The sequence below is a fragment of the Streptosporangium sp. NPDC004631 genome, from assembly GCF_053601935.1.
This window is the reverse complement of the sequence record NZ_JBSGCR010000006.1, coordinates 65,646-92,389: the sequence shown is the minus strand read 5'-3', so window position 1 is coordinate 92,389 and position 26,744 is coordinate 65,646. Positions and strand designations below refer to the sequence as shown.

Here is a 26,744-nt window from a genome sequence, read left to right as displayed (position 1 = left end):
CTCACGTCCGTGAGGGGTTTTTTTGTTTCTCGGAGCCGAGACGAGCGCGCGGCGATCAGCGAATCATCGAACCCGCGAAGGAGACCGATATGGCCGACGACCGCTTCCATGTCTACGACACGACACTGCGTGACGGTGCCCAGCAGGAGGGCCTCAACCTCACGGTGGTCGACAAGCTGGCCGTCGCCCGCCAGCTGGACAGCCTGGGAGTCGGCTTCATCGAGGGGGGCTGGCCGGGCGCCAACCCCAAGGACACAGAGTTCTTCAGGCGTGCTCAAACAGAGCTGGACCTGAAGCACGCGCAGCTCACCGCGTTCGGCGCGACCCGCCGGGCCGGGGTGAAGGCAGCCGACGACCCATTGGTGGCCGCTCTGCGCGAATCCGGCGCGCCGGTCGTGACCCTTGTCGCCAAGAGTCACGACCGGCACGTGGAACTCGCCCTCCGCACGACTCTCCGGGAGAACCTCGCGATGATCCGCGACACGGTCTCCCACCTCCGCGCGGAGGGACAGCGGGTCTTCCTCGACGCCGAGCACTTCTTCGACGGCTACGCATCCAATCCGGCCTACGCGCTGGAGGTGCTGCGCACCGCGGCCGAGGCGGGCGCCTCCGTCGTCGCCCTCTGCGACACCAACGGCGGCATGCTCCCCGACGAGCTCGCCGACGTCGTCCACGCGGCCGTGCAGACGTCCGCCAGGATCGGCATCCACTGCCACGACGACACCGGCTGCGCGGTGGCCAACACCCTCGCCGCGGTGAAGGCCGGAGCCACCCACGTGCAGGGCTGCGCCAACGGGTACGGCGAGCGGGCCGGCAACGCCAACCTGTTCACCGTCGTGGCCAACCTCCAGCTCAAGCGGGGCTTCGACCTCGTCCCGCCCGCCGCGCTGGCCGACATGACCCGCATCGCGCACTCGATCACCGAGGTCACCAACGTCACCCCGAACTCCCACGCCCCCTACGTGGGTGTCTCCGCCTTCGCGCACAAGGCCGGGCTGCACGCCAGCGCCATCAAGGTGGACCCCAACCTCTACCAGCACATCGACCCCGCCCAGGTCGGCAACGACATGCGCATGCTCGTCTCCGACATGGCCGGCCGCGCCTCCGTCGAGCTCAAGGGCCGCGAGCTGGGCTACGAGCTGTCGCCGGAGACCTCCCGCGAGCTGGTGAACCGGGTCAAGGACCTGGAGTCCAAGGGCTACACCTTCGAGGCCGCCGACGCCTCCTTCGAGCTGCTGCTCCGCGATACCGTGGCGGGCGAGCGCAGGCGCCACTTCGAGGTCGAGTCCTGGCGGGTGATCGTCGAACGGACCCGCGGCGGCGAACTGGTCAGCGAGGCCACGGTCAAGCTGCACGCCAAGGGTGAGCGGATCGTCGCGACCGGCGAGGGCAACGGCCCGGTCAACGCCTTGGACCGTGCCGTCAGGCTGGGGCTGGAGCGGCTCTACCCGGAGCTGGCGGCGGTCGAGCTGATCGACTTCAAGGTGCGGATCCTGGAGGGCACCCACGGCACCGACGCGGTCACCCGCGTACTGATCACCTCCAGCGACCCGACCTCCGAGTGGGCCACCGTCGGCGTCGACGAGAACATCATCGAGGCCTCCTGGCAGGCGCTGGAGCAGGCGGTCACCTACGGCCTGCTCCGGGCGGGCCACACCACCGACTGATCCCTCCGCCGGGGCGGGGAGACCGGGAAACGTGGGGTACAGCCCAGCCGTACCCCACATCTGGGCTCTTCGGGGAGACCCTGGGGATCGGGACCGCCCGGCTCTCCCGGGGACCCCGGGGGAGGGGTCTCCCGAGGGGATCTCAGGAGAGGCCGGTCCCGGCGGCCCGGAAGCTCACCGGGCCCTTGGCGGTCTCCAGGCGGACCTTGCCGCCCGAGCAGGAGACCGAGGGGTTGTCGACGCCGGGGACCACGACGGTGAGCAGCGCGTTCTCCGAGGTGGGGGAGAGGACCGCGGGAGCGGCCTGCTTGCGCAGGTAGGCGGGGGAGACCCAGCCCTGGTAGGGGTTCTGCAGGCCCTGGACCACCCGGAGCCCGTCCACCGGCCTGCACGACGGCATCGAGAGCTGGACCAGCGTCGCCTTCCAGCCCGTCCTGTCCTTGACCACGACCCGGCCGCCGGTGTTGGACACGGTGGACAGTTCACGGGCGAGGTGCCAGACGTTGCCGACCCGGGAACCCCGGGGGACCGTGTCCAGCACGGCCATCACGTCCTGCTCGTGGTTGACCAGTACCGAACGGGTTCTCGGCACGCCGTACGCCCTGTCGGTCAGCCGGTAGCTCTGCCTGCCGTCACGGATCGAGGAGCGGCTCAGAGTGGTGGCGGTTCTGGCCCGGAAGGCGGCGCCGACCACGGCCGGCGTGTTGTGCGCCTGCGGGGACATGGTCCAGCGGCGGTAGGGGTTGTTCTCGTAGGAGTGGAAGCCCACGTCGACCAGGACATCGCGACCCTGGGCGTAGTAGGTCACGCCGAGGTGGTCCTCGTGGCCGTGGTACTTCAGCCCGGGCCCGAAGCGGATGGAGTAGAACGCCGACGCCGGGTCGTCCCAGGCGGTGCGTCCGTAGACGTAGCCGTTGCCGAACACCCGCACGGTCTTCTTGGGGTGGGTGTATCCGACCGGCCGCACGTCCGCGCCGCCGTCGCCGATCGGGACCATGAACCCGTTCGGCTGGGTGGAGTGCGAGATGAAGTCCTCCAGCGACTCCCACCGCCTGGAGATGTCGGCGGGCACCTTCCTGCCGCACTCCTCGATGCGGCCCATCGCGACCTTGAGCCGCTCGTAGACGTAGATCGCGTAACGCGGCGCCTGCTCCCGCAGCACGCCCTGGGAGTCGACGTCGAGTTTCACCGTCTCGGTCAGCCGCCTGACCGCGAGGTTGGACCAGCCCGTGTTCTTGTATCGGCAGCCGATGCCGAGCAGCGCGATGTCCTGGTCTATCCCGTGGTTGTGGCCCTTCTCGTACCGGCGGGGGTCGGACAGCACCGTGGCGTGCTCGGCCAGGCTCTTGGAGAGCCAGGGCGCGTCGACGTGCTTGCTGAGGCAGACCAGCGCGGGCGCGCGCAGCGCGATCGGGTGTTCCTGCCAGGCGTAGGGGCTGGCCTTGGCCCCGCCGCCTCGGGGGTTGTCCGCCACCCAGTCCTTGGCGATCTCGGTGGCCCGGGCCAGGTAGGCGCTCTCCCCGCTGGTCTCGTAGTCGGCGACCAGGCGGCCCATCCAGCGCAGCGAGTGGAAGACCATGCTCCAGGACCGGTTGCGGTAGGGGTCGGTTCGCCAGTTGACGTCCTTGTCCACCCGCACCGGGGGCAGGCCCACGAAGTCGACCTTGCCCGCCATGATGTCCGCCGCCGTCGGGGTCGCCGGCAGCCAGTCGCCCTGGCACTCGGCGGTGCGTTTGACCGTCTCGGCCGCCTCCGCGGTGACGGTCGTCGCACCGCAGGTCAGGAAGAGGACGAGGGAGAGGGTGAGTGCTTTGGTGCGGCGGCGCACGCCAGTTCCTTCCGGGCCGGACGAAGATAGCTGATCATGCTCTCCGAATCCCACCAAAACGGTCAAGTCGAGCGGCTTTTTCCCAGCACATCGTTAGCAACCAGACGCGTGGCACAGGTTTACCGCTCTCGGGACGGATTCATCGGTGCGGGCCGGTCGCGGACGGTCCGGCGCGTGGGCCAGGCTGGGCGCATGAGACTCGCAGACATCGTGATCCCCGAGACCCCCGCGACCCGTGCCGCGCTGGAGGTGGCCACCGCCTACTGCTCGCCCGCGCTGCTGAACCACTCCGTGCGGGCCTACCTGTGGGCCGCGGCGTACGGCCTGGCCAACGGCGTCGCCTTCGACGCCGAGCTGCTGTACGTCTCCTCGATGTTGCACGACATCGGCCTGGTCAAGGAGTTCGACAGCCACACCGTGCCGTTCGAGGAGGCGGGCGGGCACCTCGCGTGGGTCTTCGGCGCGGCGGCGGGGTGGCCCGTCGAGCGGCGGGCGCGCGCGTCGGAGGTGATCGTGCGCCACATGTGGGAGAAGGTCGACGTCGCGGAGGACCCGGAGGGGCACCTGCTGGAGATGTCCACCGGGCTGGACATCTGCGGCCGACGCTGGGAGGACTTCCCCGCCGGGCTGCGGGCCGAGGTGCTGGAGCGCTACCCCCGGCTGGGGCTCGGCGGGGAGTTCATCGCGCGCTTCAGGGACCAGGCCGACCGCAAGCCGGAGAGCCCGGCCGCCCTGTGCGTACGCGCCGGGATCGCCGAGCGCATCGAGGCGAACGCGCTGGACCGCTGACCGGCCGGTACGGCATACCCCTCACCCGGTCCGGGGACCGGCGCTCTGCACGACCTCGAACGACCAGAGTTCGGCACCGCTGGCGGCGGGCCCCTGCCCGTGGCCGTGTCCCTGCCCGGGGCCCGGCCCGTGCGGCCGCTCCCCGCCGTGCCCGTTCCCGTGACCCGGTCCGCCCGGTCCCGCGGCCGCCTGCCCGGCGCCCGCCTGGGCGTGCCCCCGCTGGAACGCCTGACTCTCGGTCCAGCGCTGGAAGTCCTCCTCCGACCGCCAGCGGGTGTAGACCAGGTAGCGGTCGGTGCCCTCCTGCGGGCGTAGCAGCTCGAACCACTCGAAGCCGTCGGCGGACTCCACCACCCCGGCCCGTCCGGAGAACCGGCGCTCCAGCTCCTCGCGCATCTCCGGGGACACCGTCAGCACATTTATCTTCACGACCGAAGGCACATCTTCTCCTCGAAGTGTTGGTTGCCCTGACCACCCTATGATCGGCGGCCGGTCAGACGACGGTCCTGCGGGGGCGCGGCGGCTCCTCCAGGCTCACCTGGGCGACCGCCGGGACGGTCTCCATCTCCAGGGCCTGGCGCATGTGCGGGATGGCGTGGTCGCCCAGCTGCTCACGGAGCGCGCTCATCGGGGCGTTCTCGTCGGTCACCACGCGCAGCCGTACGGCGGGGTGCGCCCTGGTGCCGATCATCGAGGCGCTGGCGCTCAGCACGGCGGGGTGGGCGCCGACCTCGTCGGCCATCGCGTCGGCCACGGTGTCCGCCCGGACGTCGGTGACCCCGTCGGAGCCGCTCTCCAGGCGGAAGTCGCCCAGCCGCTCACGCCGTCCCTGGACCAGCAGCCAGCGCAGCCCGAACAGGGCGAGCACGACGGCGCCCGCCGCGATCACCCACCACAGCCACGGGCTGTAGCGGGCGAAGGCCGCCCGTACCGGGTCGTTGATCAGCGGCTCCCCGCCGGGCGCCACGTTCTGCGGCCACGCGTGCGCGCCGCGGGCGAGCGTGTAGCCGCCCAGGAGCGTCAGCAGCAGCCCCATGATCAGCAGCCCCAGCCGGTTGCCCCGTATGGTCTTCCTGTCCATGGCGATCACTGTCCTCGCAGGCGTACATGCACGGGATAGTCGTTCAGCGGGGTGAGCGCGGCGATCCGCGCCGCCACGGCCCGCCGTACGGCCTCGGCGAGCCCGGCGGGGTCCCGCAGCGGACTGTGGGCCGTCACCTCCGCGGTCCTCCCGCGCAACCTCACCCGGGCGTGGTTTACCCCCTGCACCTGCTCGGCCGCGTGTGCCAGGGCGCGGGTGAAGCCCCGTGGCCGCATGCCGATGATCAGATCGGGGTCGCCGGTCCTGACCGGAATGAGCCTGGGCCGGCCGGGCAGGAGCGCGAGCAGCACGAGCAGCAGGCCCAGCGCGGTGACCACGCCCGCGCCCAGCATCACCGACGGGTCGTCCCACCGGGTGGAGGACGCCCAGGCCGACAACCGGTCGTACGGTATCCAGTGCAGCGGGCGGCCGAGCAGCGCGGAGATCACCTCCGCGGCCACGACGGCGCCGATCACGGTCATCAGGGCGGCGGTGATCACGGCGGGGATCACCCGGCGCGGGCGGAAGGCCCTGACCGCCGCCCGGTCCGCCCTGGGGTTTCTCGGAACCTCGGCGGGCGCGGGCGGCGTGGGCTCATCCGGATATCCCGCGCCGGGTGCGGTCGGCGCCTCCGGGACGGGACCTGTCCCGGAGACAGGATCCGGGACAGGTCCCGCGCCGGAGGCGGGAACAGGCGGCCCGGTGGGAGGGACGGTCATCCGCCGTCCTCCTGCCGGGCGGGGACCACGCCGGTCACGTCGATGTCGATGTGGCCGACGATCAGGCCGGTCAGCGTGTGGACCCGGTCGTTCACGTGCCGCCGGATCTCCTCGGCCACGTGCAGGAGCGGGGCGGGGTATCGCACCGTCACCTCAAGCTCCAGCATGGCCAGCTCTCCGTCCACGACGGCGCGGGTGCGCCTGCCGAAGGCCGGTGTCCTCCGTTCGCGGACCGCCACGACCTGCTCCACCTCCCGGGCCGCGCGGGCGGCGATCCGCGTCACCACCCGCTCGGGGATGTCGGTCCTGCCCCGTAGCTCGGCCGGTACGGCGGGCCCGGCCGGTCGCGACGTCCGCGTCACGTCCGTGGGCGCGGTGTTCCCCGGCCCCGGGTCGTGACGGCCGGTCGCGCCGGTGGACGTCCCGGCTTCGGAGGGTGTGGCGCGGTGCTCGACCGGGGCGGTCATCGTCGCCTCGCGGCCAGCCGGGACAGGTCGATCTCGCCACCCTCGACGACGTGGCCGACGAGGAGTCCGATGGCGCCCAGGACCAGCACCAGCAGGAACGCGCCGAGACCGCCGAAGGCTCCCGCGAATCCCAGCGCGATGCCGACGAACAAGCCGATCACTGTCCAGATGGGGAGCTGATTCATCGCATACCTCCGATATGTACGTTCACCGGGCGGTCTCCCACCAGGGGTGCGAGCGCCGTCCGGACCTCGTCGGCGATCTCCGGCAGCGGTCGCCCCGGCTGGACGACGATGGAGATCTCCACCTCGTCGTCACGGAGGGCGACGCCGGAGATCTTCTCCCCCGGCAGGTAGGTCGCCACGGCCCCGAAGGGGCCGCCCGACAGGTCCGCCACGCCGGGGCAGCGCCGTACGGCGTCCGCTATCTCGTGCGCGAGCTCGCTCACTGGACGCGCGGCTCCGGCTCGGACTGCTCGGATCCGTTCTTCCTGCCGCCGGTGTCGCCGCCGGTGTCCTGGTCGGGCAGGTGGACGTCGTCGATCTTGACGTTGACCTCGGTGACCTCAAGCCCGGTCATGCGCTCGATGGCCGCGATCACGTTGCGGCGTACCGAGGCGGCGAGGTCCGGGATGGCCACGCCGTACTCGACCATCAGGTCGAGGTCGATCGCGGCCTGCCGCTCGCCCACCTCCACGGACACGCCCTGTGTGGCGCTCGCCTTGTCGCCGCTCACCATGCCGCGGACCGCGCCGAGCGCGCGTGCGGTGCCGGCGCCCATGTTGTAGACCCCCGCGACCTCCCGGGCCGCCAGGCCGGCGATCTTCGCCACGACCCCGCTGTCGATACTGGTGGTCCCCTTGGGGGTAACCAGGCCCCCCTGTCCCGCGGGGACGTCGGTCCGAGCCCGCGACGCCGGGCCCTCGCCGCCGTTCGGCCTGTTCACCGTGTTGGCTTCGGTCACGTCGATTACCTCCCCCGTGGGGAAGACGATCTGCTTCCCCGGAAGTCACCTCTAGCTCGTAATACCCCACATATGAACAACAACCGGTACATATCTCTTCTTAGTGAATCCTTTATGTTGATATCTGAGGTTTTTGATAACTTTTTTGAATTTAACGGCTTTGTATGTGTTTTATCGTTTTTATGGCTCTATCGGGGAGGCCGTACGGCGCGGGGCCGCCGGTACGGTTCCGGCGGCCGGGCCACGGTCCGGCGGGACTCCGGGCGCGACTAGCCTTGTCGTGTGCGCATAGCGAGGTTCTCCACAGGTGAGGGTGTCGGATTCGGCGTGGTCGAGGGTGGACCCGGCGAGGAGTTCATCTCCGCGATCTCCGGCCACCCGTTCGGCCCGATCCAGTTCACCGGTGAGCGTCACTCGCTCTCCCAGGTCAAGCTGGTCGCGCCGATGCTGCCCAGCAAGGTCGTCGCGATCGGCAAGAACTACGCCGACCACGCCGGCGAGATGGGCGGCGAGGTCCCCGACGAGCCGCTGGTCTTCCTCAAGCCGTCCACCTCGGTGATCGGCCCGGGGGAGACCATCACCTACCCGACCGGACTGACCCGCCGGGTCGACTACGAGGGCGAGCTGGCGGTGGTCATCGGCCGTCTCTGCCGGGAGGTCCCCGCGGAGCGGGCCCACGAGGTCGTCTTCGGCTACACCTGCGCCAACGACGTCACGGCCAGGGATCTGCAGCAGAAGGACGTCCAGTTCACCCGGGCCAAGGGCTTCGACACCTTCTGCCCGCTCGGCCCGTGGATCCAGACCGAGCTCGACGCGGGCGACGTGGGCATCACCACCACGGTGAACGGCGAGGTCAAGCAGAGCTCCCGCACATCCCATCTCGTCTACGACATTCCCACGCTGATCGCCCACGTGAGCGCGGTCATGACCCTGATCCCCGGTGACGTCATCCTGACCGGGACGCCCGCCGGGGTCGGCCCGCTGAACATCGGCGACAAGGTCAGCGTCGGCATCGAAGGAATCGGCACTCTCACCAACCGGGTGGTCTCCCGTGATTAGGGTTCGTTTCGCTCCCTCTCCCACCGGCATGTTCCACGTCGGCGGCGCCCGGTCCGCGCTGTTCAACTGGGCGCTGGCCGAGCAGACCGGTGGCAGGTTCGTGCTGCGCATCGAGGACACCGACGCCGCCCGCAACCGGCCGGAGTGGACCGAGGGCATCATCTCCGCGCTGGCCTGGATCGGCGTCAACGGCGACAACCCCGTCTTCGAGGGCCCCTACTTCCAGTCGGCCTACGCCGGGCAGCACCGCGAGGCCGTCGCCAAGCTGGCCGCCGACGGCCGCGCCTACTACTGCACCTGCACCCGTGACGAGGTCAAGGCCCGCACCGGTTCCGAGCACCGCGGTTACGACGGCTTCTGCCGCGACCGGGGCCTGACCGAGGGCGCCGTGCGCTTCCGCACCCCCGACGACGGCGTCACCGTGGTCGAGGACCTGGTCCGCGGCACGGTCGAGTTCCCCAACGACGCGATGGAGGACTTCGTCGTCGCGCGGGCCGACGGCTCCCCGCTGTTCGTGCTCGCCAACGTGGTGGACGACATCGAGATGCGGATCAGCCACGTGGTCCGCGCCGAGGAGCACCTGTCCAACACGCCCAAGCAGCAGCTGCTCTGGCAGGCGCTCGGCGCGACCGCGCCGGTCTGGGCGCACGTGCCGGTCATCGTCAACGAGAAGCGCCAGAAGCTGTCCAAGCGCCGGGACAAGGTCGCCCTGGAGTCCTACCGCGAGGAGGGCTACCTGGCCGAGGCGATGGTCAACTACCTGATGCTGCTCGGCTGGGGGCCGGGCGACGACCGGGAGATCATGCCCTGGTCGGAGATGGTGCCGCTGTTCAAGTTGGAGGACGTCAACCCGTCCCCGGCCTTCTTCGACGAGAAGAAGCTGCGGGCCTTCAACGGCGAGTACATCCGGGCGCTGCCGCTCCCCGTCTTCATCGCCCGCTGCGAGCCCTGGCTGAAGCCCGACTGGGACCGTGAGACCTTCGCCAGGGTCGCCGAGCTCGCCCAGACCCGTATCGCGGTCCTGTCCGAGGTCACCGCGAACGTGGACTTCCTCTTCCTGGACGAGCCCGTCTTCGACCAGGCGTCGTGGGACAAGGCCATGAAGAACTCCGCCGTGGAGATCCTCGGCGGTTATCTCGCCCGGCTGGAGAAGGTCGGCATGGACCCCGAGTCGCTCAAGACCGCGCTGGAGGAGGTCGGCACCGAGTACGGACTCAAGCTCGGCAAGGCCCAGGCCCCGGTCCGGGTGGCGATCACCGGCCGGACCGTCGGCCTGCCGCTGTTCGAGTCGATCGAGGTGCTCGGCCGTGAGCGCTCGATGGATCGGATCCGCGCCGCGCTCGCCAGACTCGGAGGCTGAGCCGGAGCGGGAGAGCCTGGCCCCGGCCCTGGAGGCCGAACCGGAGCCGGAGAGCCGAGTCCCGGCCCTGGATACGGGGGATCCCGTATCCAGGGCCGGGGCCCTTTCACCTCATGGGCCTCACCTCGTGGGGCCTCACCCCACGGGGCGAGCCGGGTGAGCCGGGCGGGTGCCGACGGCGGCGGGACATCGGCCCGTGGGCGGCTCAGGTCAGCAGGCCACGGCGTTCCAGGAGGGGCTCGATGCGGGGGTCGCGCCCGCGGAAGTCGCGGAAGGCGTCCATCACGTCCGTGGAGCCGCCGACCGACAGCAGCGCGGACCGGAAACGGTCGCCGTTCCTCCGCTTGAGACCGTCGTTCTCCTTGAACCACTCGACGCTCTCGGCGTCCAGCACCTCGCTCCAGATGTAGGAGTAGTAGCCGGCGCTGTAGCCGCCCACACCGCTGCAGAAGACATGGGCGAAGTAATTGGTCCGGTAGCGGGCGCGGATCGGCGCGAAGGCGACCCCCATCCGCTCCAGGGCCGCCGCCTCGAACGCCTCGGCGTCCTCGACGGTCTCACCGGGGGACAGCCGGTGCCAGGCCCAGTCGAGCAGGGCCGCGGAGAGATACTCCACGGTCGCGTACCCCTGGTTGAACATCTCGGCGGCCTTCATCTTCTCCAGCAGTTCCTCGGGTACCGGCTCGCCGGTCTCGTGGTGCCTGGCGAAGTTGGCGAGGACCGAGGGCCAGGTCGCCCACATCTCGTTCACCTGGGAGGGGTACTCCACGAAGTCCCTCGGCACCTCGGTACCGGAGACGAGGGGGAAGCGGACGTCGGAGAACAGGCCGTGCAGGGCGTGGCCGAACTCGTGGAAGGTGGTGATGACCTCGTCGAAGGTCAGCAGCGTCGGGCCCTCGGACGGCTTGGTGACGTTGAGGTTGTTCAGTACAACGGGCAGGTCGCCGAAGAGGTGCGACTGGTCCACGAGGTTGTTCATCCACGCGCCGCCACGCTTGGTGGGCCGGGCGTAGGGGTCGAACGCGAACAGGCCGAGCGGTGAGCCGTCCGCTTCGAACACCTCGAAGACCCGTACGTCCGGGTGGTATCCGGACAGGTCGTCGCGGTCGGCCAAGGTGATCCCGTACAGCTCGCCGGCGGCGTGGAAGACACCGTCCCTGAGCACCCGGTTCAGCTCGAAGTAGGGGCGCAGTTCGGAGCCGTCGAAGTCGTAGCGGGCCTTACGCACCTTCTCCGCGTAGAACGACCAGTCCCACGGCTCGATGGGGAAGCCGGCCTGCTCGGCCAGCGCCTCGGCCTCGCGCCGGGCGTTGGCCACCGCGGGGCCCACCAGTTTGCCCAGCATCTCCTCGACCGCGTCGGTGGTCTTGGCCGTCTGGTCGGCGACGGAGTAGGCGGCGTGGTCGGGGTAACCGAGCAGGGCGGCCCGCTCGGCGCGGAGTGTCGCGATCCTGGCGGCCAGCTCGAAGTTCTCCGGTGCCCGGTTCGCCGAGAGCTCGTACAGCCTCCTGCGGGTCTCCCTGTCGGTCAGCTCGGCCAGGGCGGGCTGGTTGGTGACGTTGAGCAGCGGCAGGACGTACCCGCCGTCCCTCTCGATCGCCTTGATCGCGCTGTCGGAGAGCCCGTCGAGCTTCCTGGCGTCCTCGACGACCAGCGCCGAGGCGGTGGAGGCCGCCAGCAGGTTCTGGGAGAAACAGGTGGCCAGCCTGGTCAGCTCCTCGTTGAGCTCCTTGAGCCGCCCCTGCTCGACCTCGGTCAGGTCGGCGCCGGCCCGAACGAAGTCCACGCGATACTTCTCCAGCAGCCACGCCTCCTCGGGGTCCTCGGTGGACACCTGCTTGATCCGTTCGTACAGCGCGCGGTTCAGCCGGACCGCGTCGCCGTGTTTGGTCAACCGGGGGTAGATCTCGGTTTCGAGCTCCCGGATGCGGTCGGTCGCGTCGGAGGCGGCGATGCTGGAGAAGACCGTGACGGTCCGCTTCAGGATCTGGCCCGAGCGTTCCAGCGCCTCGACGGTGTTGGCGAACGTGGCCGGTTCGGTGTCACCGGCGATCGCCTCTATCTCCCGCAGCTGTTCGGCCATGCCGCGTTCGAAGGCGGGAAGGTAGTGCTCCTCCCGGATCTCGCCGAAATTTGGCAATTTGTAGGGCAATGGGCTGGGGGCGAAGAACGGGTTCTCGGCCAAGGCACGGCTCCTTAGGTGGGGACGGATCTCCTGAGCAGCGTTACACAACGACCCGCCGGTGGGCACGGCGACGGTGGGGGACGGTCTCGAAAGACACCCGTGGGACACCGAGAGGGAGGGCCGGAGGGGGTGGTGGGCCTCCGGGCGGAGGACGCGGCGCGGAGGCCCCGGGCGGTCTGGAGGCGCCGCGGGAGGGCCGTGGAGCCGCCGGGGGAGGGGCGCTGAGATGCCGGGGGAGGGCCGTGGGGGAGCGCGGGACACCGAGGGGATTGGCGGTCCGTCAATCGTTTTGGTCTTGACCCCCAACCTGGGCTATTCTTTCGGAGTCGCCAGCGAACCCCGCAAGGGGGTCAAGCGCGGTGGGGTATGGTGTAATTGGCAACACGGCTGATTCTGGTTCAGTTGTTCTAGGTTCGAGTCCTGGTACCCCAGCTGCACCTCCTTCGGGGGGTGCCGCGGATTCCTCTCCGGCGGGATCCGACGACAGTGTGTACGGTCCCGTCGTCTAGTGGCCTAGGACGCCGCCCTCTCAAGGCGGTAACGCCGGTTCGAATCCGGTCGGGACTACCACTGTCATCTTCGCAAGGCTCCGTCGTCTAGTGGCCTAGGACGCCGCCCTCTCAAGGCGGTAGCGCCGGTTCGAATCCGGTCGGGGCTACCCGGCTGAAACCCTCGGAAGCATTGGCTTCCGGGGGTTTTCGCATTTCCGGCGACCGTTTTCCGGCGGCCGCCCTCTTCTCTCGTTTCCCGGCGACACCCCTGTTTTCCGGCACCCCTGCCCGGAGGGCGCCGCGGTGGCGCGGGCCGTACACCCGCCTGCCCCGAGGATGCCGCGGTGGCGCGGGCCGTGCACCCGTGCCACCGCGGTCACGCCGTCTAGTTGTGGGCGGAGCGGGCCTTGAACAGGGCCCGCTTGGCGGCCTTGCCCACCTGCTTGTCCGGGTGGGCCTTGCCGATCGCCTCCAGCAGCTCCTCCAGGTGCGGGTGTGGCACCTTCCAGATCACGTCCAGCAGGCTGATCAGGTTCGGTACGTTGCCGATGTCGTCCAGGCTGCTGACGAACTCCGGCCGGCCGAGACCGGCGGAGATGGTCAGCATGTCGAGGATCAGCCAGTGGGTGTCGGCCTGGGTGGGCGGGGGAGCGTCCTCGATGCCGAGCTGGGCCAGGTGGGTGGCTGCGTACGGGCGCAGGGACGGTTCGTTGAGGGCCTCCTGCCACGCGGGCACGGCCACCTCGCCGAGCGAGCCGACCATGCTGGCCGCCTGGACCCGGACCAGCGCGTCCGCGTCGTCCTCGGCGGCGGCCTCCAGCAGCTCCTTGGCCGCGTGGTCGGGCCGGCGCAGCTCCATCCAGGCGGCGAACTCGGCGTCCGCCTCCTCCTCGGGCAGCTCCGCGCTGAAGGAGAGCAGGTCCAGGGCGGTCATCGCGTCGATGGCCGGCCGGGCGTCCAGCTCGATGTCGGCGTCGTCCGCCAGGTGGACGACCCCCTCCATGCCGAGCGGCGTCAGCCGTACCTGCTCGTGCTCGACCTCGACCATGCCGTAGCCGGCGAGCCAGTCGAGCACGGGGCTGAGCGGGTCGCCGTACTGCGCGATGGCCAAGGTCCAGGCGTCGGCGCCCTGCTCGTCGTACTCGGAGACGGCCTCGGCCAGTTCGGTACGGAGGTCGGCCAGCGGTTTGGAACCGGTGGCCAGGAGCACCCGGACCAGCAGCGCCCGGGTCAGCCCGGACAGGGCGATCGTGGCGTCCTCGTCCTCCAGCTCGGGGTCCCCGTAGTCGATCGAGTGCAGACCGGCCATCCAGGCGTCCAGGACGTCGTCGTCCTCCTCGAAGGGCCACTCGGTGGTGTCGGCGTCGGCGCTGACGGTGTCCTCGCCCTCGGGCTGGAGGAAGTCCAGGTCGATCGCGAGGTTCCAGATGTTCCAGAGCGCGGGCACCGAGTCGGCCAGCGGCCTGTCGCCCGCGGCCGGGACGGCGAGCCCCAGCGCCCCCAGGGCCTCGGTGATCTCGGCGTCGGTGAGCAGGTTCGTCTCGCCCACCCGGCGCTCGGATCCGACCCAGATCGCGAGGTCGCGGGCCTTGACGATCAGCTTTGCCCGCCGGGCGGCGGCGGCCAGCTCGGCGTCCGGGCGGAGCCGGATGGTCGGCAGTTCCGCCAGCTCGTCGGCGAACGGCTCGAAGTCGCCGAGCCCGTCGGCCTCCTCCTCGTCCTCGTCCCCGTAGTCGTCCTGCTCGACGAGGTCCTCCATCGCGTCGACGAAGTCGTCTTCGAGGTGGTCGAGCTCGGTCAGCAGCTCGGTGAGCGCGGCGGAGCCCTTGGTCAGCCGGTCCGTCTCCGACAGGAAGGTCAGATAGGCGCGGATCGAGGGCACCATGCCGTCGGCTGCGGCGTCCGGATCCTCCACGACCTGTGGCATCCGGTCGAGCAGCACGGTGCGCAGATCTGCCTGCCTCCATCGGCCGACGTCGGTGGAGGCGATCAGCCGGTGCCACAGGGCGACGGAACCGACCAGATTGGAATCGCTCCCGGGCGCGTTCTCCCGCGCCCAGAGAATGAAGTCTTGGAGCAGGGGGCGCAGTTCAGCGGCGGCTGCCTCGATGCGATCTGTCACCTACCCAGCCTAGGGGGCCGCAAGGGTGCTCGCCTCCCCATATCGCACAGCTCAGTTGGCCCGTCGCATCGATTCGGTGATCCGTTCGGCGGCGGAGACCACCGGAGCGGCGTGCAGGCGGCCCGGGGTACGGGTCAGACGCTCGATGGGGCCGGAGACCGAGATCGCCGCGACCACCTTGCCGGCCGCCCCCCGGATCGGCGCCGAGACGCTGGCCACGCCCTGCTCACGCTCGCCCACGCTGTGCGCCCACCCCCTGCGGCGGACGCCGGCCAGCGTCGACGCGGTGAACTTGGCGCCGCGCAACCCCCGGTGGAGGCGGTCGGGCTCCTCCCAGGCGAGCAGGATCTGCGCGGCCGATCCGGCGAGCATCGGCAGGGCCGAGCCGACCGGGACGGTGTCGCGGAGCCCGCTGGCCCGTTCGGCGGCGGCCACGCACACCCGCTCGTCGCCCTGGCGGCGGTAAAGTTGGGCGCTTTCGCCGGTCAGGTCCCTGAGCTGGGTCAGCACCGGCGACGCGACGGCCAGCAGCCTGTCCTCCCCGGCGGCGGTGGACAGCTCCGACAGCCGGGGGCCCAGCACGAATCGGCCCTGCGGATCGCGGGAGACGATGCGGTGATGTTCCAGCGCGACGGCGAGACGGTGGGCCGTGGGCCGGGCCAGTCCGGTGGCGTGGACGAGCTGGGCCAGCGACGCCGGACCGGCTTCGAGGGCGTTGAGCACCAGTACGGCCTTGTCGAGTACGCCGACTCCGCTAGAGTTGTCCATACACCGATACTGCCGTCTCGACATATGAGAAAGCAAGTGGGGTGCGGAATGGCGATCGCAAGGAGGCGACATGGGCCGCACGCTGGCGGAGAAAGTCTGGGAGCAGCACGTCGTACGACGTGCCGAGGGAGAACCCGACCTGCTCTACATCGACCTGCACCTCATCCATGAGGTGACCAGCCCGCAGGCGTTCGACGGCCTGCGCCTGACCGGCCGCCCGGTCCGGCGCCCCGAGCTGACGATCGCCACCGAGGACCACAACGTCCCGACCGTGCTCGGCCCGATCACCGACCCGGTGTCGCGCGCCCAGGTCGAGACGCTGCGCAAGAACTGCGCCGAGTTCGGCGTCCGGCTGTACCCGATGGGTGACGCGGGCCAGGGGGTCGTGCACATCATCGGCCCGCAGTTCGGCCTGACCCAGCCGGGCATGACGATCGTCTGTGGCGATTCTCACACCTCCACCCACGGCGCGTTCGGCGGCATCGCCTTCGGTATCGGCACCTCCGAGGTGGAGCACGTGCTGGCCACCCAGACGCTTCCCGCCTACCGGCCGAAGACGATGGCCATCGAGGTCTCCGGCGAGCTGCCGGTGGGCGTCACGGCCAAGGACCTGATCCTGGCGATCATCGCCAGGATCGGCACCGGCGGCGGCCAGGGCTACATCGTCGAGTATCGGGGCGAGGCCATCCGCAGGCTCTCCATGGAGGGCCGGATGACCGTCTGCAACATGTCCATCGAGGCGGGCGCCCGGGCGGGCCTGATCGCCCCCGACGAGACCACGTTCGAGTATCTCAAGGGCCGTCCCCACGCCCCGGCGGGCGAGCAGTGGGACGCCGCGGTCGCGTACTGGCGGTCGCTGGCCACCGACGAGGACGCCGTCTTCGACGCGGTCGTGGAGATCGACGCCTCCGCGCTGACCCCGTTCGTCACCTGGGGCACCAACCCGGGCCAGGGGGCTCCGCTGGGCGCCTCCGTGCCGGACCCGCACGACACCGACGACCCGGCCGCGGCCCGGCGCGCGCTGGACTACATGGGCCTGACCGCCGGCACCCCGCTCCGCGAGGTCGAGGTGGACACGGTCTTCGTGGGCTCCTGCACCAACGGCCGTCTGGAGGACCTGCGGGCCGCGGCCGACGTGCTGCGGGGCCGCCGGGTCGTCACCCGCACGCTGATCGTCCCCGGCTCGATGCTGGTCAAGCTGGAGGCCGAGCGGGAGGGGCTGCACGAGGTGTTCAAGGCCGCCGGCGCGGAGTGGCGCGAGGCGGGCTGTTCGATGTGCCTGGGCATGAACCCCGACACCCTCGCCCCCGGTGAGCGCAGCGCCTCGACGTCCAACCGCAACTTCGAGGGACGTCAGGGCAAGGGAGGCCGTACGCACCTGGTCTCCCCGCAGGTCGCCGCGGCGACCGCCGTCACCGGAAAACTGACCGCGCCCGCCGACCTGGCCTAGGAGACCCCGATCATGGAAGCCTTCACCGTTCACACCGGCCGGGCCGTACCGCTGCGCCGCAGCAACGTGGACACCGACCAGATCATCCCCGCCGTCTGGCTCAAGCAGGTCAGCCGGACCGGGTTCGAGCGGGGCCTGTTCTCCGCCTGGCGCGAGGACCCGGGCTTCGTGCTGAACGACCCCGCCCACGAGGGCGCCTCGATCCTCGTCGCCGGACCCGACTTCGGCACCGGCTCCTCGCGCGAGCACGCCGTCTGGGCGCTGCAGCAGTACGGCTTCCGCGCCGTGATCGCAGCCCGTTTCGGCGACATCTTCCGTAATAATTCCACCAAGATGGGCCTGCTCCCGGTCGTCCTGCCGGCCGCCGCGGTCGAGGCCCTGCAGGCCGCGGTGGAGGCCGACCCCACCTTGGAGATCACCGTTGACCTGCGGGAACGGCAGGTACGCTGGGCCGGCGAGGTCGTCGCGTTCGAGATCGACGACTACACCCGCTGGCGGCTGACGGAGGGGCTCGACGACATCGGCCTGACCCTCAGGAACGCCGATGACATCGGGATATACGAGAATGGTCGGCAGCCATGGCTGCCGACGACCGTCTGATCCGTTCAGAAGACGAGCTGGCGCGGCGGTTGCGCGATGCGCACCGCCGCGTTCGCGTCCTGTCCCTGCCCGCCGCCCAGCGGGAGCGGCTGGCCAGGCGCCTGCTCTCCATCTGTGACCTCGCCAAGCGTGATCTCCTCCACGCAGCGGGGCGTCTTGATTTATTCCTTCTCGACCTTGATGCTCTGGTTTCAGATACGCCAAGTGCTGGAAACATTGCGGAAGGTGATTGAGTCATACGGCTCCGTCCCTTAATTTCAAGCGGGCAAGGGGTTTCTCGCTCTGTTGAGACCTCAGGCCGTGACAAATCGGGTGAGACGGGCTATCTGCCTTATGACCCACTCCCAGACATCGGTAAGCAGGGGGAGCAACCTTTATGAACAAGAAGGAACTCGTCGACGCGATCGCGGATCGAGTGGGCGACAGGAAAACCGCCACCGAGGCCGTGAACGCGGTGCTCGACACCATCCAGAAGACCGTGGCCGGTGGAGACAAGGTCTCGATCACCGGCTTCGGCGCCTTCGAGATGGTGCACAAGCCCGCCCGTTCGGCCCGGAACCCTTCGACCGGCGCCGAGATCAAGGTCGCCGAGAGCTGGGGGCCCAAGTTCCGGCCCGGTTCGGACTTCAAGGAGCTCGTCAACGTGGAGGGGAAGAAGGCCGCGAAGAAAAAGTAGGGCTCCACTCGGGTGCCCGGGTTCCCGTTGAGGGGATCCGCCGCATCCGCCCTTACGGGGTCGCCCCGCCCGCACGGGCGGGGCGGCGGCCGGTCGGCCGGAACGGGTCCGAGGTCGCCTCGGGAAACGGGGCCTCGGCCGGCCGGAGCGGGCTTCGGGGCCGTCTCGCGGGGCGCGGGCCCCGGCCGGTCAGGCCCGGTCCGCGATCATTTCGGGGGTTCGAGCGGGGGGCTCGGGGGTTCGGGCAGGGGAAAGGTCGACAGCGTGACGTAGGTGACGAGACCGTCGTCCACCAGGATGTTCACCCGCTGGCCCGCCCTGAGCAGCCGGAGCGGTCCGGCGTCGAAGGCCGCCGCGCCGAACGGGATCTCGGTCCCGTCGTCGAGATAGGCCGACCCCGACCTGGTCGCCGGGTCGAAGGCCCGCACCGTCGCCTGCACCCGGTCAGCCTAGTCCCGGCCGGGCCCGGCGGAGGGGGACGGGTCCGCGTTCCGTGCGGCCTCCTCGGCGAAGGACGCCAGGCCCCGGATGATGATCTCGATACCGAGGTCGAACCGCTCATCGTTGCCGCTCACCAGCATCAGGTCGCCGAGTGAGGTCAGGTTCGGGAAACGCTCGGGCGGTAGATCCCTGAAGTAGAGGTGCAACGTCTCGCGCATGTCCGCCCAGGACTGCTCGCCCGCCTCCTGTCGACGGGCCTCCCACATGCTCTCCTCCAGCGCGAAGCCGTCGATGAAGGTGGAGATCACGTCGCCCGCCGCCCCGGCGAGGTGGTCGGGGAGCCCGGCGGCCCGGAAGAGGCCCAGAAGCTGCTCCAGATGCGGCAGCGTCTCGGGGCCGAAGGGCGTCTCCCCCATCGAGAGCCGGGCCATGTCGCGGTGCTCAAGCAGCTTGGCCCGGCCGGTGCGGGCGTAGTCCCTCACCTGCTCCCGCCAGCGCTCCGGGTCGGGGGTTGGCAGATCCCAGCCGGTGAAGAGCCGGGCGTACATCAGCTCAAGGAGATCGTTCTTGCCCGCGACGTGGGCGTAGAGGGCGGAGACCGCGACGCCCAGCTCGGCCGCGACCTGGCGCATGCTCAGCCTCTCGTAGCCCTCCCGGTCGAGCACCGCGTAGGCCGCGTCCACGATCCGGTCCCGGGTGAGCGGGATCCGGGTGGGTCCGGGCCTCCGGCGTGCTCGCTCCCAGGGCAGTGCGGGCAGCTCGTCACTCATGGCACCAGTCTAACGCTTCCCTGAACAGTGCTCATGTTGGCGAACGATGCTCATTTTCGCGACATATCTTGTCTGTCGGAGAGATGCGACATATCTTAAGAACATCGCACTGTTCGGCGAACATCGTTCGTTTTGAGAACAGTGTTCATGTATGCTGAACGCCGTTCATAACCGATGAGCGCGCTCTCCCCCGGATCAGTACGAGGAGTCCCCATGTCCACTGGCCTGACAGCCACGGCCCAGCCGGCGACCGAGCCGGCCGCCTACCGGTGGCGCTGGGCCGCGCTCCTGGTGATCCTGGCCGCCGAGGTGATGGATCTCCTCGACGCGATGATCACTAACATCGCCGCCCCCACCATCCGGGCCGAGCTCGGCGGCACCGCCGGCACCATCCAGTGGCTCGGCGCCGCCTACACCCTCTCCATGGCCGTCGGGTTGATCACCGGCGGGCGGCTGGGCGACATCTTCGGCCGCAAGCGGATGTTCCTCATCGGCGCGCTCGGGTTCACCGCGGGCTCGCTGCTGTGCGCCGTCGCCCAGACGCCCGAACTGCTCGTCGCCGCACGGGTCGTACAGGGCCTGTTCGGCGCGGTCATGCTGCCGCAGGGGCTCGGCATGATCAAGGAGATGTTCCCGCCGAAGGAGATGGGAGCGGCGTTCGGCCTGTTCGGGCCGGTCATGGGCCTGTCCTCGGTGGGAGGCCCGATCCTGGCCGGATGGCTGATCGACGCCGACTTCTTCGGCACCGGCTGGCGCATGATCTTCCTGATCAACCTGCCGCTCGGCCTGGCCGCGCTGGCCGCCGGGCTGCGCTTCCTGCCCGAGTCCCGCTCGCCGCGCCCTCCCAGGCTCGACATCCCCGGGGTGATCCTGGCCTCCGCCGCCGGGCTGCTCCTGGTCTTCCCCCTGGTCCAGGGCCGGGAGAGCGGCTGGCCCGCCTGGTCCTTCGTGATGATGGGCGCGTCCGTGGCGGTCTTCGCGGTCTTCGGCTGGTTCGAGTCCCGCAAGAGCCGCACGGGCGGTGACCCGCTGGTCGTCCCCAGCCTCTTCCGCAAGCGGGCCTTCACCGGCGGACTCCTGACCGGCCTGGTCTTCTTCTCCTCCATGTCGGGCTTCGCGCTGGTGTTCAACCTCTACAGCCAGATCGGCCTCGGATACTCCACACTCAAGGCCGGCCTGGTGATGATCCCCTGGTCGCTGGGCATGGTCGCCGGCTTCGGCCTGGCCCAGGCGGTGGCGAGGTTCGGCCGCCGGGTCCTGCAGGGCGGGGTCCTGGTCATGGCGCTCGGCACGCTGGGCGTCCTGCTGACGATCACACTCGTGGAGGCGCCGGCGACCCCCTGGCAGTTCGTTCCCGCCCTGGCGGTCACCGGCATCGGCATGGGGCTGCTGATGGCACCGTTCTTCGACATCGTGCTGGCCGGGGTCGATCAGCACGAGACCGGCTCCGCCTCCGGCACGCTGACCGCGGTCCAGCAGCTCGGCGGCGCCTTCGGGGTGGCGCTGCTCGGCACGGTCTTCTTCGACCTGCTGGCGGCCTCGCCGGCCCCCGACTTCGCCGGGGCGATGGGGGTCGTGCTCTGGACGGTCGTCGGCATGCTCCTGCTGACCTTCCTCGCGGCCTTCCTGCTGCCGAGGCAGGCCCGCGAGGAGGAGCACGCCGGGCACTGACCCGCGGGTCCGGCGGAGAGATCACGGCCCTGCCGCGGGGGCCTCGCCGCCGGCGTTCCGCCCCGCGGACCTCGGCGGCGCGACGGGAGGCCGCGCCGAGAGACCGGGGAAACCGGAGAGACCGGGGAAACCGGAGAGGCCGGGAAGCCGGAGAGGCCGGTGGAGGAGCGGGGAGGCCGAGAGGCCGGGAGGGAGCGGGGAGGGGGAGTCCCTAAGGGGGGTTCCCCCTCCTCAGCTCCTCCACCACCGCGAGGGTGCGGGGGCCGACGCCGAGCGCGAGCGCGGCCCACAGGTCGTCGGGGGTGTCCACGTCCCGGCGGACCGACTCGGTCCCGTCCGGGCAGAGCTCCTTCGCCCCGCGCCGCAGATGGCGCTCGCGGGACTCGCCGCCGAACCCGGGGGTGAACGGGACGCCGGGCCGTACCCCGTAGAAGGTCGTGCCCACCTCGGCGGCGTCGGGCAGGAACGCCTGGTCGAACTCCGCGGCGGCGGCGAGCACACGGGCCAGCTCCGCCGGGCGGAGCGCCGGGAGGTCGGCCTGGAGCGCGCCCACCGGGTCGCCGGGCGCCAGCCGCACGGCCTCGGCGGCGCCGTGGCGCAGCGCCGCGTTCAGCCCGGCCTCCGGGTCGCCGACCACGTGGGCGCCCACCGCGCCGAGCGCCTCGGCGGCCACCGGATCACCCGTCACCACCACGACCCGTGCGACGGCCGCGCAGCTCAGCGCCGCCTCGACGGTGTCGCAGGCGATCGCCACGGCCAGTGCCGCCCGGTACGGCCCCGCGGCCCGCGACAGCCGGGTCTTGGCGGCGACCAGCGTCTTGACGGGTACCACGAGGGTCCAGGTGGAACATTCCTGAGCAGGCATAGCCTTAAGCATCTCGCCTCGACATCCCGTGCGGCCAACCGGGACACTTGGGGCGCACCCCGCTCGGATGGAGGAGCTGCGATGAGACGCCCTGGATGGCCTTCCCGCTTCTGGGTCGCCGTGGCCGTCACGATCGTCAAGCCGATCTCGTGGCTCCTGGTCGGAAAGGACTGGCGCGGGGCGGGTCATCTGCCGGACGGCGGCGGGATCATCCTGGTGGTCAACCATCTCTCCTGGGCCGACCCCGTCCTGGTGGCGGACTACCTCTACAGCAACGGCCGCTGGCCGGTGATCCTGGCCAAGTCGGGGCTCTTCTCCGTGCCGGTGCTCGGGCACGCGGTGAAGGGGCTGATGGCCATACCGGTCTACCGGGAGAGTGCCGACGCGGCCCGCTCGCTCGCGGAGTCGGAGCGCAGGCTCGCCGAGGGGGCCTGCGTGATGTTCTATCCGGAGGGCACCTGCACCCGCGATCCCCGGCTCTGGCCGATGGAGGGCAAGACCGGCGCCGCCCGGCTGGCCCTGGCGACCGGCGCGCCGGTGATCCCGGTGGCCCACTGGGGTGCCCAGGAGATCCTGCCCTACGGCCGCAGGTGGCCCCGTCTCCTGCCGCGCAAGACCTTCCGGGTGCTGGCCGGGCCGCCGGTCGACCTGTCGAAGTACGAGGGGCAGCCGCTCCACGCCGACGTCCTGCGCCGGGCGACCGCCGACATCATGGCGGCGATCGCGGTTCAGCTCGCCGAGCTACGCGGGGAGAAGGCACCCGAGACGCTGTTCAAAAGACCCTCTGACCATTGACTTCGACGTACGGTGATGAAATGACCAAGGCGGCTGTATTCGGCACGGGTTCGTGGGGCACGACCTTCGCGATGATTCTCGAAGGGGCGGGCTGCCGGACAACCCTGTGGGGCAGGCGGCCGGAGATCGTCGAGGCGATCGACCGCCGGCACGAGAACCCCGACTACCTGCCCGGCGCGATGCTGCCCGAGACCCTGCGCGCCACCACCGATCCCGCCGAGGCCCTCGACGGCGCCGACTTCGTGGTACTCGCCGTCCCCTCCCAGACGCTGCGGTCCAACCTGATCCGGTGGAAGCCGGACCTGCCACCCGAGGCGGTGCTGGTCAGCCTGATGAAGGGCATCGAACTCGGCACCACCAAGCGGATGAGCGAGGTGATCTGCGAGGTCGCCGAGGTGCCCCAGGAGCGGGTCGCGGTGGTGTCGGGGCCCAACCTGGTCGGGGAGATCATCCGGGGACAGCCGGCCGCGACCGTGGTCGCGTGCACCGACGAGCACGCCATGGAGCGGCTTCAGGCCGCCTGCCACCTGCCGCCGTGGTTCCGTCCCTACACCAACCCCGATGTGGTGGGGGTGGAGCTCGGCGGGGCGGTCAAGAACGTGATCGCCCTGGCCGTCGGCGTCGCGGCGGGGATGGGTCTCGGCGACAACGTCGGGGCGATGCTGATGACGCGCGGGCTGGCCGAGATCTCGCGGCTGGGTACGGTGCTCGGCGCGGATCCGCACACCTTCGCCGGGCTCGCCGGGATGGGGGATCTCATAGCGACCTGTACGTCCCCATTGTCCAGGAACCGTACCTTCGGTGAGAATCTTGGCCGGGGCATGACCCTCTCCGAGGTCATCGCCGCGACGAAACAGACCGCCGAGGGGGTCAAGTCCTGCGAGTCGGTCTTGGAACTGGCCAGAAAGCACGACGTGGAGATGCCGATCACGGAGGTGGTGGTGGCCGTCGTCCATGACGGGATGCCCCCCAGCGAGGCCGCGATGCTGCTGATGTCGCGGACCCCCAAACCGGAACGGTACGGCATTTGACGTCCACTCCGACCTCGGCGGCCGAGGACTGTCGGCCATCCGACCCACCGATGTCCTGAGGGAGGGAAGCGTCGCCGCCCTCCGGCCCGGAGACCGGAGCGTTTCGGCGCGGATAGGGTGAACCGACGTATACGTAGACAGAAGGGCGAGAACACCCGATCGGTGCATCTGCCCCCCTCGACCACACACGGGCAGGTCCCACTGGGCCTTCCGGTATGGCGCAACTCCGCGTGGGGCTTCGGCGAGTGCGCCGAGTACGCCGACGCGTGCGGTGACAGCCGCTCCGCCTTGGCCCCCGGCAGGGTGGACAACCCCACCACCGTCGCGTTCGCCGCCGCGGTGGCCTCGCTGGAGGGGGCCGCGGCGCCCGAGGACGTCTCCGGGCAGGCGTTCGCGTCCGGGATGGCCGCGATCACCGCCGTCCTGATGACCTTCCTGCGCGCGGGGGCGCACATCGTCGCCCCGGTCCCGGTCTGCGGCGGGACCCGCTCGCTGATCACCAACGTGCTGTCCAGGTTCGGGGTCAGCGCGAACTTCGTCGACTACGGCGATCTCAGCCGGGTGAGCGCCGAGGTTAGGCCCAGCACAAAGATCATCTACGCGGAGACGCTGTCCGACCCGACCATGGCCGTCTCCGACATCCGCGGTCTCTACCGGATCGCCCGCGGAGCCGGGGCGCTGCTGGTGGTCGACTCCACCTTCGCCACCCCGATCGTGTGCCGCCCCCTCGAACACGGCGCCGACCTGGTGATCCACTCCGCGACCAAGTACCTCGGCGGGCACGACGACTGCGCCGGCGGCGTCGCGGTCGGCCGGCCCGACCTGATCGCCCGGCTCCGTGAGGTCCGCGTCGACACCGGCGGCGCGCTCTCCGCCGACGACGCCTTCCTGCTCCGCCGGGGCCTGGCGACCCTGCCGCTCCGGGTGCGCAGGATGTGCGCCACCGCGATGGTCTTCGCCGCGGCGGTGGCCAAGCATCCCGCCGTGCGCCGGGTCGACTACCCGGGCCTGCCGGAGCACCCCGGCCACCGGCTCGCCAGGCACCTGTTCGACTCGGGGCCCGAGGGGACCAGGTACGGCGCCTGCGTGACGGTCACCCCGCACGGCGGCTACGACGCGGGCGTGGCGCTGGCCGACGGCCTCAGGCTCGCCTCGATCGCCACCTCGGCGGGCGGCACCCGCACCAGGGCCACGCACGTGGTCTCGGCCGGCCATCCCCGGCTCGGCGCGGGATCCGGCGTCGACGCGGCGGCCGTCCGGTTCTCCATCGGGCTGGAGGACGCGGAGGACCTCATCGCGGATGTGACCCAGGCGTTGGACTCCCTGCCCACATCGGATGGATAGGCGCGTCTGACAACGGGAACGACCTCCCAGAGGGGGTAGATTCGGTCATCATGAGCGATCAGTATGGAAGCCGGCCTCGGGTCGCAGTCGTCTTCGGTGGGCGCAACTCCGAGCACGCCGTCTCCATCCTCGGAGCCGGGAGCGTGCTGGATGCCATCGACCGGTCGAAGTACGAGGTGGTTCCCGTGGGGATCGCCCAGGACGGCCGCTGGGTGCTCGCCTCCGGAGATCAGCGCTACGCGATCGAGGGCGACGATCTGCCGGTCGTCGACGCCCAGGGCACCGGGCTGGCGCTGCCGTCGGGCGACGGTTCGCTGGTGGCCTACGACGTCGGCGACATCCCGGTCGAGCTCGGCAGGGTGGACGTCGTCTTCCCCGTGATGCACGGGCCCTTCGCCGAGGACGGGACGATCCAGGGGCTGCTGGAGATGGCCGGGGTCCGCTACGTCGGCTCCGGGGTGCTGGCCAGCGCGGTCGGCATGGACAAGGGCTACATGAAGATGGTGCTCGCCGCCTCCGGCCTGCCCGTCGGCCCGCACGTCGTCGTCCGCGACCGCGACTGGCGGATCGACCGGGAGCGGGTGCTCAAGGAGGTCCAGGAGCTCGGCTGGCCGGTCTTCGTCAAGCCCGCCCGCGCCGGGTCGAGCCAGGGCATCTCCAAGGCCCACGACCTGCGGGAGCTGGAGTCGGCGATCGAGTTCGCCCGGGGACACGACCCCAAGGTGCTGGTGGAGGCCGCGATCGTGGGCCGTGAGATCGAGTGCGCGGTGCTGGAGTCGCTGGGCGACGAGCGTCCCCGGGCCAGCCTGCCCGGTGAGGTGCTGGTCCACGGCGACCACGAGTTCTTCGACTTCGAGGCCAAGTACATCGGGCAGGACATGTCGCTGGCCGTGCCCGCCGACATGCCGGCGGACGTGGTCGAGGAGCTGAGGGCGATGGCCGTGCGCGCCTTCGAGGCGCTGGGCTGCGAGGGGCTGTCCCGGGTCGACTTCTTCTACACCGCCGACGGACGGCTGATCCTCAACGAGATCAACACGATGCCCGGCTTCACCGCGGTGTCGGTCGCGCCGCAACTGTGGGCCGCCACCGGCCTGCCGTACGCCGGGCTGGTCGACCGGCTGATCCAGCTGGCGCTGCGCCGCTCACCCGGTCTGCGATAGCGCGGCCTTGACGGGGTCCGCGAGCTCGACGAGCACGTCCTGCGGGACGTGGTCCCGGGAGATCGTCACCTCGACGTAGGCCGCCCCGCCGATCGCGGTGAACAGCGCCGGTCTGGCGGGGTCGGGGAACCACGCCACCCCGTCGATCTCCGGCACCTGCTCGGTGGCCGTCATCGTCGCCGGGCGGGGCACCCCGCAGCGCAGCGCGATCCGGGCGTCCCCCCACACCGCCACGTACGGCGAGGCGGGCGTCGACTCCACCCGGTCCAGGCCGTCGAGCGTGCCGGGAAGGCGCCCGGCGAGCGACCTGCACGCGGCGGCGGCGGCCCCCTCCGGGACCGGCGGGTCCACGCGGACCGGGCCGCCGCATCCCGCCAGCGTCAGCAGGGCGCAGGCGCACGCCGCCCAGCGAGCGAACCGGAGTGACATCTCATGTTCCCGA

The 26,744-nt window shown here is 70.6% G+C and carries 28 protein-coding genes and 3 tRNA genes; 16 read left to right on the top strand and 15 right to left on the bottom strand.

Going from position 1 to position 26,744, the window contains the following annotated elements; genetic code table 11:
- The first annotated feature begins 89 nt into the window (after window positions 1-89).
- Entirely contained in the window at window positions 90-1,667 is a 1,578-nt protein-coding gene (cimA, locus tag ACWEF2_RS08295) for a citramalate synthase (protein ID WP_453813100.1), read from the top strand.
- A gap of 142 nt (window positions 1,668-1,809) precedes the next feature.
- Here the strand turns inward: cimA and ACWEF2_RS08290 are convergent, their stop codons facing one another.
- On the bottom strand, window positions 1,810-3,495 hold the full coding sequence (locus ACWEF2_RS08290) for a heparinase II/III family protein (protein ID WP_453813098.1): 1,686 nt from the start codon (window positions 3,493-3,495) through the stop codon (window positions 1,810-1,812).
- A gap of 192 nt (window positions 3,496-3,687) precedes the next feature.
- On the opposite strand from ACWEF2_RS08290, the gene ACWEF2_RS08285 reads away from it, so the two are divergent.
- The gene (locus ACWEF2_RS08285; protein WP_453813096.1) at window positions 3,688-4,284 is read left to right on the top strand and encodes an HD domain-containing protein; all 597 of its coding nucleotides are present in this window, start codon (window positions 3,688-3,690) and stop codon (window positions 4,282-4,284) included.
- 21 nt (window positions 4,285-4,305) lie between these two features.
- Here the strand turns inward: ACWEF2_RS08285 and ACWEF2_RS08280 are convergent, their stop codons facing one another.
- From ACWEF2_RS08280 to ACWEF2_RS08250, 7 genes are all read right to left on the bottom strand, one after another.
- A complete protein-coding gene (locus tag ACWEF2_RS08280) occupies window positions 4,306-4,680 on the bottom strand; it encodes an antibiotic biosynthesis monooxygenase family protein (RefSeq protein ID WP_453813403.1) in 375 nt (124 codons plus the stop codon).
- Window positions 4,681-4,777: 97 nt separating this feature from the next.
- Complete coding sequence (locus tag ACWEF2_RS08275; RefSeq protein ID WP_453813094.1) at window positions 4,778-5,365, bottom strand: alkaline shock response membrane anchor protein AmaP; 588 nt, start codon at window positions 5,363-5,365, stop codon at window positions 4,778-4,780.
- A gap of 5 nt (window positions 5,366-5,370) precedes the next feature.
- On the bottom strand, window positions 5,371-6,084 hold the full coding sequence (locus tag ACWEF2_RS08270; RefSeq protein WP_453813092.1) for a DUF6286 domain-containing protein: 714 nt from the start codon (window positions 6,082-6,084) through the stop codon (window positions 5,371-5,373).
- Window positions 6,081-6,551: an Asp23/Gls24 family envelope stress response protein gene (locus tag ACWEF2_RS08265; RefSeq protein ID WP_453813090.1), complete on the bottom strand. Its 471-nt coding sequence runs from the start codon at window positions 6,549-6,551 to the stop codon at window positions 6,081-6,083. Before ACWEF2_RS08265 ends, ACWEF2_RS08270 begins: the two co-directional genes overlap by 4 nt.
- Entirely contained in the window at window positions 6,548-6,736 is a 189-nt protein-coding gene (locus ACWEF2_RS08260) for a hypothetical protein (protein ID WP_453813088.1), read from the bottom strand. Before ACWEF2_RS08260 ends, ACWEF2_RS08265 begins: the two co-directional genes overlap by 4 nt.
- Entirely contained in the window at window positions 6,733-6,999 is a 267-nt protein-coding gene (locus ACWEF2_RS08255) for a hypothetical protein (RefSeq protein WP_453813086.1), read from the bottom strand. Before ACWEF2_RS08255 ends, ACWEF2_RS08260 begins: the two co-directional genes overlap by 4 nt.
- Window positions 6,996-7,514: an Asp23/Gls24 family envelope stress response protein gene (locus tag ACWEF2_RS08250; RefSeq protein ID WP_453813084.1), complete on the bottom strand. Its 519-nt coding sequence runs from the start codon at window positions 7,512-7,514 to the stop codon at window positions 6,996-6,998. The genes ACWEF2_RS08255 and ACWEF2_RS08250 overlap by 4 nt, the downstream gene beginning before the upstream one ends.
- Window positions 7,515-7,796: 282 nt before the next feature.
- Here ACWEF2_RS08250 and ACWEF2_RS08245 point away from each other — a divergent pair, with 282 nt between their 5' ends.
- Both ACWEF2_RS08245 and gltX read left to right on the top strand, forming a co-directional pair.
- On the top strand, window positions 7,797-8,573 hold the full coding sequence (locus ACWEF2_RS08245) for a fumarylacetoacetate hydrolase family protein (RefSeq protein ID WP_453813082.1): 777 nt from the start codon (window positions 7,797-7,799) through the stop codon (window positions 8,571-8,573).
- 28 nt (window positions 8,574-8,601) lie between these two features.
- On the top strand, window positions 8,602-9,933 hold the full coding sequence (gene gltX / locus ACWEF2_RS08240; RefSeq protein WP_453813401.1) for a glutamate--tRNA ligase: 1,332 nt from the start codon (window positions 8,602-8,604) through the stop codon (window positions 9,931-9,933).
- Window positions 9,934-10,138: 205 nt separating this feature from the next.
- Here gltX and ACWEF2_RS08235 read toward each other — a convergent pair whose 3' ends face one another.
- Window positions 10,139-12,118: a M3 family metallopeptidase gene (locus ACWEF2_RS08235; RefSeq protein WP_453813080.1), complete on the bottom strand. Its 1,980-nt coding sequence runs from the start codon at window positions 12,116-12,118 to the stop codon at window positions 10,139-10,141.
- Between the two features lie 360 nt (window positions 12,119-12,478).
- Here ACWEF2_RS08235 and ACWEF2_RS08230 point away from each other — a divergent pair.
- From ACWEF2_RS08230 to ACWEF2_RS08220, 3 genes are all read left to right on the top strand, one after another.
- Window positions 12,479-12,550 (top strand) — tRNA-Gln (locus ACWEF2_RS08230).
- A gap of 62 nt (window positions 12,551-12,612) precedes the next feature.
- Window positions 12,613-12,688 (top strand) — tRNA-Glu (locus ACWEF2_RS08225).
- Window positions 12,689-12,703: 15 nt separating this feature from the next.
- A tRNA-Glu gene (locus ACWEF2_RS08220) sits at window positions 12,704-12,776 on the top strand.
- Between the two features lie 218 nt (window positions 12,777-12,994).
- Here ACWEF2_RS08220 and ACWEF2_RS08215 read toward each other — a convergent pair.
- Window positions 12,995-14,731 carry a hypothetical protein gene (locus tag ACWEF2_RS08215; protein WP_453813078.1) on the bottom strand — a complete coding sequence of 579 codons (1,737 nt, stop codon included), beginning with the start codon at window positions 14,729-14,731 and terminating at the stop codon, window positions 12,995-12,997.
- A gap of 51 nt (window positions 14,732-14,782) precedes the next feature.
- Window positions 14,783-15,499 (bottom strand): IclR family transcriptional regulator, encoded by a 717-nt coding sequence (locus ACWEF2_RS08210; protein ID WP_355592235.1) that lies wholly within the window; start codon window positions 15,497-15,499, stop codon window positions 14,783-14,785.
- 70 nt (window positions 15,500-15,569) lie between these two features.
- On the opposite strand from ACWEF2_RS08210, the gene leuC reads away from it, so the two are divergent.
- The 4 genes from leuC to ACWEF2_RS08190 all read left to right on the top strand — a co-directional run bounded on the left by leuC (window position 15,570) and on the right by ACWEF2_RS08190 (window position 18,225).
- On the top strand, window positions 15,570-16,949 hold the full coding sequence (leuC, locus tag ACWEF2_RS08205) for a 3-isopropylmalate dehydratase large subunit (RefSeq protein ID WP_453813076.1): 1,380 nt from the start codon (window positions 15,570-15,572) through the stop codon (window positions 16,947-16,949).
- Window positions 16,950-16,961: 12 nt separating this feature from the next.
- Window positions 16,962-17,549, top strand: a complete 588-nt coding sequence (gene leuD, locus ACWEF2_RS08200) for a 3-isopropylmalate dehydratase small subunit (RefSeq protein WP_453813074.1) — start codon at window positions 16,962-16,964, stop codon at window positions 17,547-17,549.
- Window positions 17,528-17,782 (top strand): SCO5555 family protein, encoded by a 255-nt coding sequence (locus tag ACWEF2_RS08195; RefSeq protein WP_355592241.1) that lies wholly within the window; start codon window positions 17,528-17,530, stop codon window positions 17,780-17,782. Before leuD ends, ACWEF2_RS08195 begins: the two co-directional genes overlap by 22 nt.
- Window positions 17,783-17,925: 143 nt before the next feature.
- Window positions 17,926-18,225, top strand: coding sequence for an HU family DNA-binding protein (locus tag ACWEF2_RS08190; RefSeq protein ID WP_355592243.1), 300 nt, complete (start codon window positions 17,926-17,928; stop codon window positions 18,223-18,225).
- Between the two features lie 206 nt (window positions 18,226-18,431).
- Here the strand turns inward: ACWEF2_RS08190 and ACWEF2_RS08185 are convergent, their stop codons facing one another.
- The gene (locus ACWEF2_RS08185; protein ID WP_453813071.1) at window positions 18,432-18,665 is read right to left on the bottom strand and encodes a hypothetical protein; all 234 of its coding nucleotides are present in this window, start codon (window positions 18,663-18,665) and stop codon (window positions 18,432-18,434) included.
- A gap of 9 nt (window positions 18,666-18,674) precedes the next feature.
- Window positions 18,675-19,436 carry a TetR/AcrR family transcriptional regulator gene (locus tag ACWEF2_RS08180; RefSeq protein WP_453813070.1) on the bottom strand — a complete coding sequence of 254 codons (762 nt, stop codon included), beginning with the start codon at window positions 19,434-19,436 and terminating at the stop codon, window positions 18,675-18,677.
- A 213-nt stretch (window positions 19,437-19,649) separates the two neighbouring features.
- Between ACWEF2_RS08180 and ACWEF2_RS08175 the strand changes: the two genes are divergently transcribed.
- Window positions 19,650-21,107, top strand: a complete 1,458-nt coding sequence (locus ACWEF2_RS08175; protein ID WP_453813068.1) for an MFS transporter — start codon at window positions 19,650-19,652, stop codon at window positions 21,105-21,107.
- A 211-nt stretch (window positions 21,108-21,318) separates the two neighbouring features.
- Here the strand turns inward: ACWEF2_RS08175 and cofC are convergent, their stop codons facing one another.
- Window positions 21,319-21,984, bottom strand: coding sequence for a 2-phospho-L-lactate guanylyltransferase (gene cofC / locus ACWEF2_RS08170; RefSeq protein WP_453813066.1), 666 nt, complete (start codon window positions 21,982-21,984; stop codon window positions 21,319-21,321).
- Window positions 21,985-22,053: 69 nt separating this feature from the next.
- On the opposite strand from cofC, the gene ACWEF2_RS08165 reads away from it, so the two are divergent.
- From ACWEF2_RS08165 to ACWEF2_RS08150, 4 genes are all read left to right on the top strand, one after another.
- Complete coding sequence (locus ACWEF2_RS08165) at window positions 22,054-22,767, top strand: lysophospholipid acyltransferase family protein (protein ID WP_453813064.1); 714 nt, start codon at window positions 22,054-22,056, stop codon at window positions 22,765-22,767.
- Window positions 22,768-22,787: 20 nt separating this feature from the next.
- Entirely contained in the window at window positions 22,788-23,798 is a 1,011-nt protein-coding gene (locus ACWEF2_RS08160; RefSeq protein WP_453813062.1) for an NAD(P)H-dependent glycerol-3-phosphate dehydrogenase, read from the top strand.
- A gap of 162 nt (window positions 23,799-23,960) precedes the next feature.
- A complete protein-coding gene (locus ACWEF2_RS08155; RefSeq protein WP_453813061.1) occupies window positions 23,961-25,142 on the top strand; it encodes a trans-sulfuration enzyme family protein in 1,182 nt (393 codons plus the stop codon).
- A 50-nt stretch (window positions 25,143-25,192) separates the two neighbouring features.
- A complete protein-coding gene (locus ACWEF2_RS08150) occupies window positions 25,193-26,302 on the top strand; it encodes a D-alanine--D-alanine ligase family protein (RefSeq protein WP_453813059.1) in 1,110 nt (369 codons plus the stop codon).
- On the opposite strand, the gene ACWEF2_RS08145 is transcribed toward ACWEF2_RS08150, so the two are convergent.
- The gene (locus ACWEF2_RS08145; RefSeq protein ID WP_453813057.1) at window positions 26,285-26,731 is read right to left on the bottom strand and encodes a DUF3515 domain-containing protein; all 447 of its coding nucleotides are present in this window, start codon (window positions 26,729-26,731) and stop codon (window positions 26,285-26,287) included. The genes ACWEF2_RS08150 and ACWEF2_RS08145 overlap by 18 nt on opposite strands.
- Window positions 26,732-26,744 lie beyond the last annotated feature (13 nt).

What these genes read in the sequence shown, in the direction of transcription:
- ACWEF2_RS08195 (WP_355592241.1), top strand. Translation starts at nt 17,528, where the DNA reads ATGGCTGCCGACGACCGTCTGATCCGTTCAGAAGACGAGCTGGCGCGG.
- ACWEF2_RS08275 (WP_453813094.1), bottom strand. Translation starts at nt 5,365, where the DNA reads ATGGACAGGAAGACCATACGGGGCAACCGGCTGGGGCTGCTGATCATG.
- ACWEF2_RS08180 (WP_453813070.1), bottom strand. Translation starts at nt 19,436, where the DNA reads ATGAGTGACGAGCTGCCCGCACTGCCCTGGGAGCGAGCACGCCGGAGG.
- ACWEF2_RS08285 (WP_453813096.1), top strand. Translation starts at nt 3,688, where the DNA reads ATGAGACTCGCAGACATCGTGATCCCCGAGACCCCCGCGACCCGTGCC.
- gltX (WP_453813401.1), top strand. Translation starts at nt 8,602, where the DNA reads ATGTTCCACGTCGGCGGCGCCCGGTCCGCGCTGTTCAACTGGGCGCTG.
- ACWEF2_RS08175 (WP_453813068.1), top strand. Translation starts at nt 19,650, where the DNA reads ATGTCCACTGGCCTGACAGCCACGGCCCAGCCGGCGACCGAGCCGGCC.
- ACWEF2_RS08210 (WP_355592235.1), bottom strand. Translation starts at nt 15,499, where the DNA reads ATGGACAACTCTAGCGGAGTCGGCGTACTCGACAAGGCCGTACTGGTG.
- cimA (WP_453813100.1), top strand. Translation starts at nt 90, where the DNA reads ATGGCCGACGACCGCTTCCATGTCTACGACACGACACTGCGTGACGGT.
- ACWEF2_RS08265 (WP_453813090.1), bottom strand. Translation starts at nt 6,551, where the DNA reads ATGACCGCCCCGGTCGAGCACCGCGCCACACCCTCCGAAGCCGGGACG.
- ACWEF2_RS08190 (WP_355592243.1), top strand. Translation starts at nt 17,926, where the DNA reads ATGAACAAGAAGGAACTCGTCGACGCGATCGCGGATCGAGTGGGCGAC.
- ACWEF2_RS08160 (WP_453813062.1), top strand. Translation starts at nt 22,788, where the DNA reads ATGACCAAGGCGGCTGTATTCGGCACGGGTTCGTGGGGCACGACCTTC.
- ACWEF2_RS08150 (WP_453813059.1), top strand. Translation starts at nt 25,193, where the DNA reads ATGAGCGATCAGTATGGAAGCCGGCCTCGGGTCGCAGTCGTCTTCGGT.
- ACWEF2_RS08260 (WP_453813088.1), bottom strand. Translation starts at nt 6,736, where the DNA reads ATGAATCAGCTCCCCATCTGGACAGTGATCGGCTTGTTCGTCGGCATC.
- leuC (WP_453813076.1), top strand. Translation starts at nt 15,570, where the DNA reads ATGGGCCGCACGCTGGCGGAGAAAGTCTGGGAGCAGCACGTCGTACGA.
- ACWEF2_RS08270 (WP_453813092.1), bottom strand. Translation starts at nt 6,084, where the DNA reads ATGACCGTCCCTCCCACCGGGCCGCCTGTTCCCGCCTCCGGCGCGGGA.
- cofC (WP_453813066.1), bottom strand. Translation starts at nt 21,984, where the DNA reads ATGCTTAAGGCTATGCCTGCTCAGGAATGTTCCACCTGGACCCTCGTG.
- ACWEF2_RS08280 (WP_453813403.1), bottom strand. Translation starts at nt 4,680, where the DNA reads ATGCGCGAGGAGCTGGAGCGCCGGTTCTCCGGACGGGCCGGGGTGGTG.
- leuD (WP_453813074.1), top strand. Translation starts at nt 16,962, where the DNA reads ATGGAAGCCTTCACCGTTCACACCGGCCGGGCCGTACCGCTGCGCCGC.
- ACWEF2_RS08165 (WP_453813064.1), top strand. Translation starts at nt 22,054, where the DNA reads ATGAGACGCCCTGGATGGCCTTCCCGCTTCTGGGTCGCCGTGGCCGTC.
- ACWEF2_RS08145 (WP_453813057.1), bottom strand. Translation starts at nt 26,731, where the DNA reads ATGTCACTCCGGTTCGCTCGCTGGGCGGCGTGCGCCTGCGCCCTGCTG.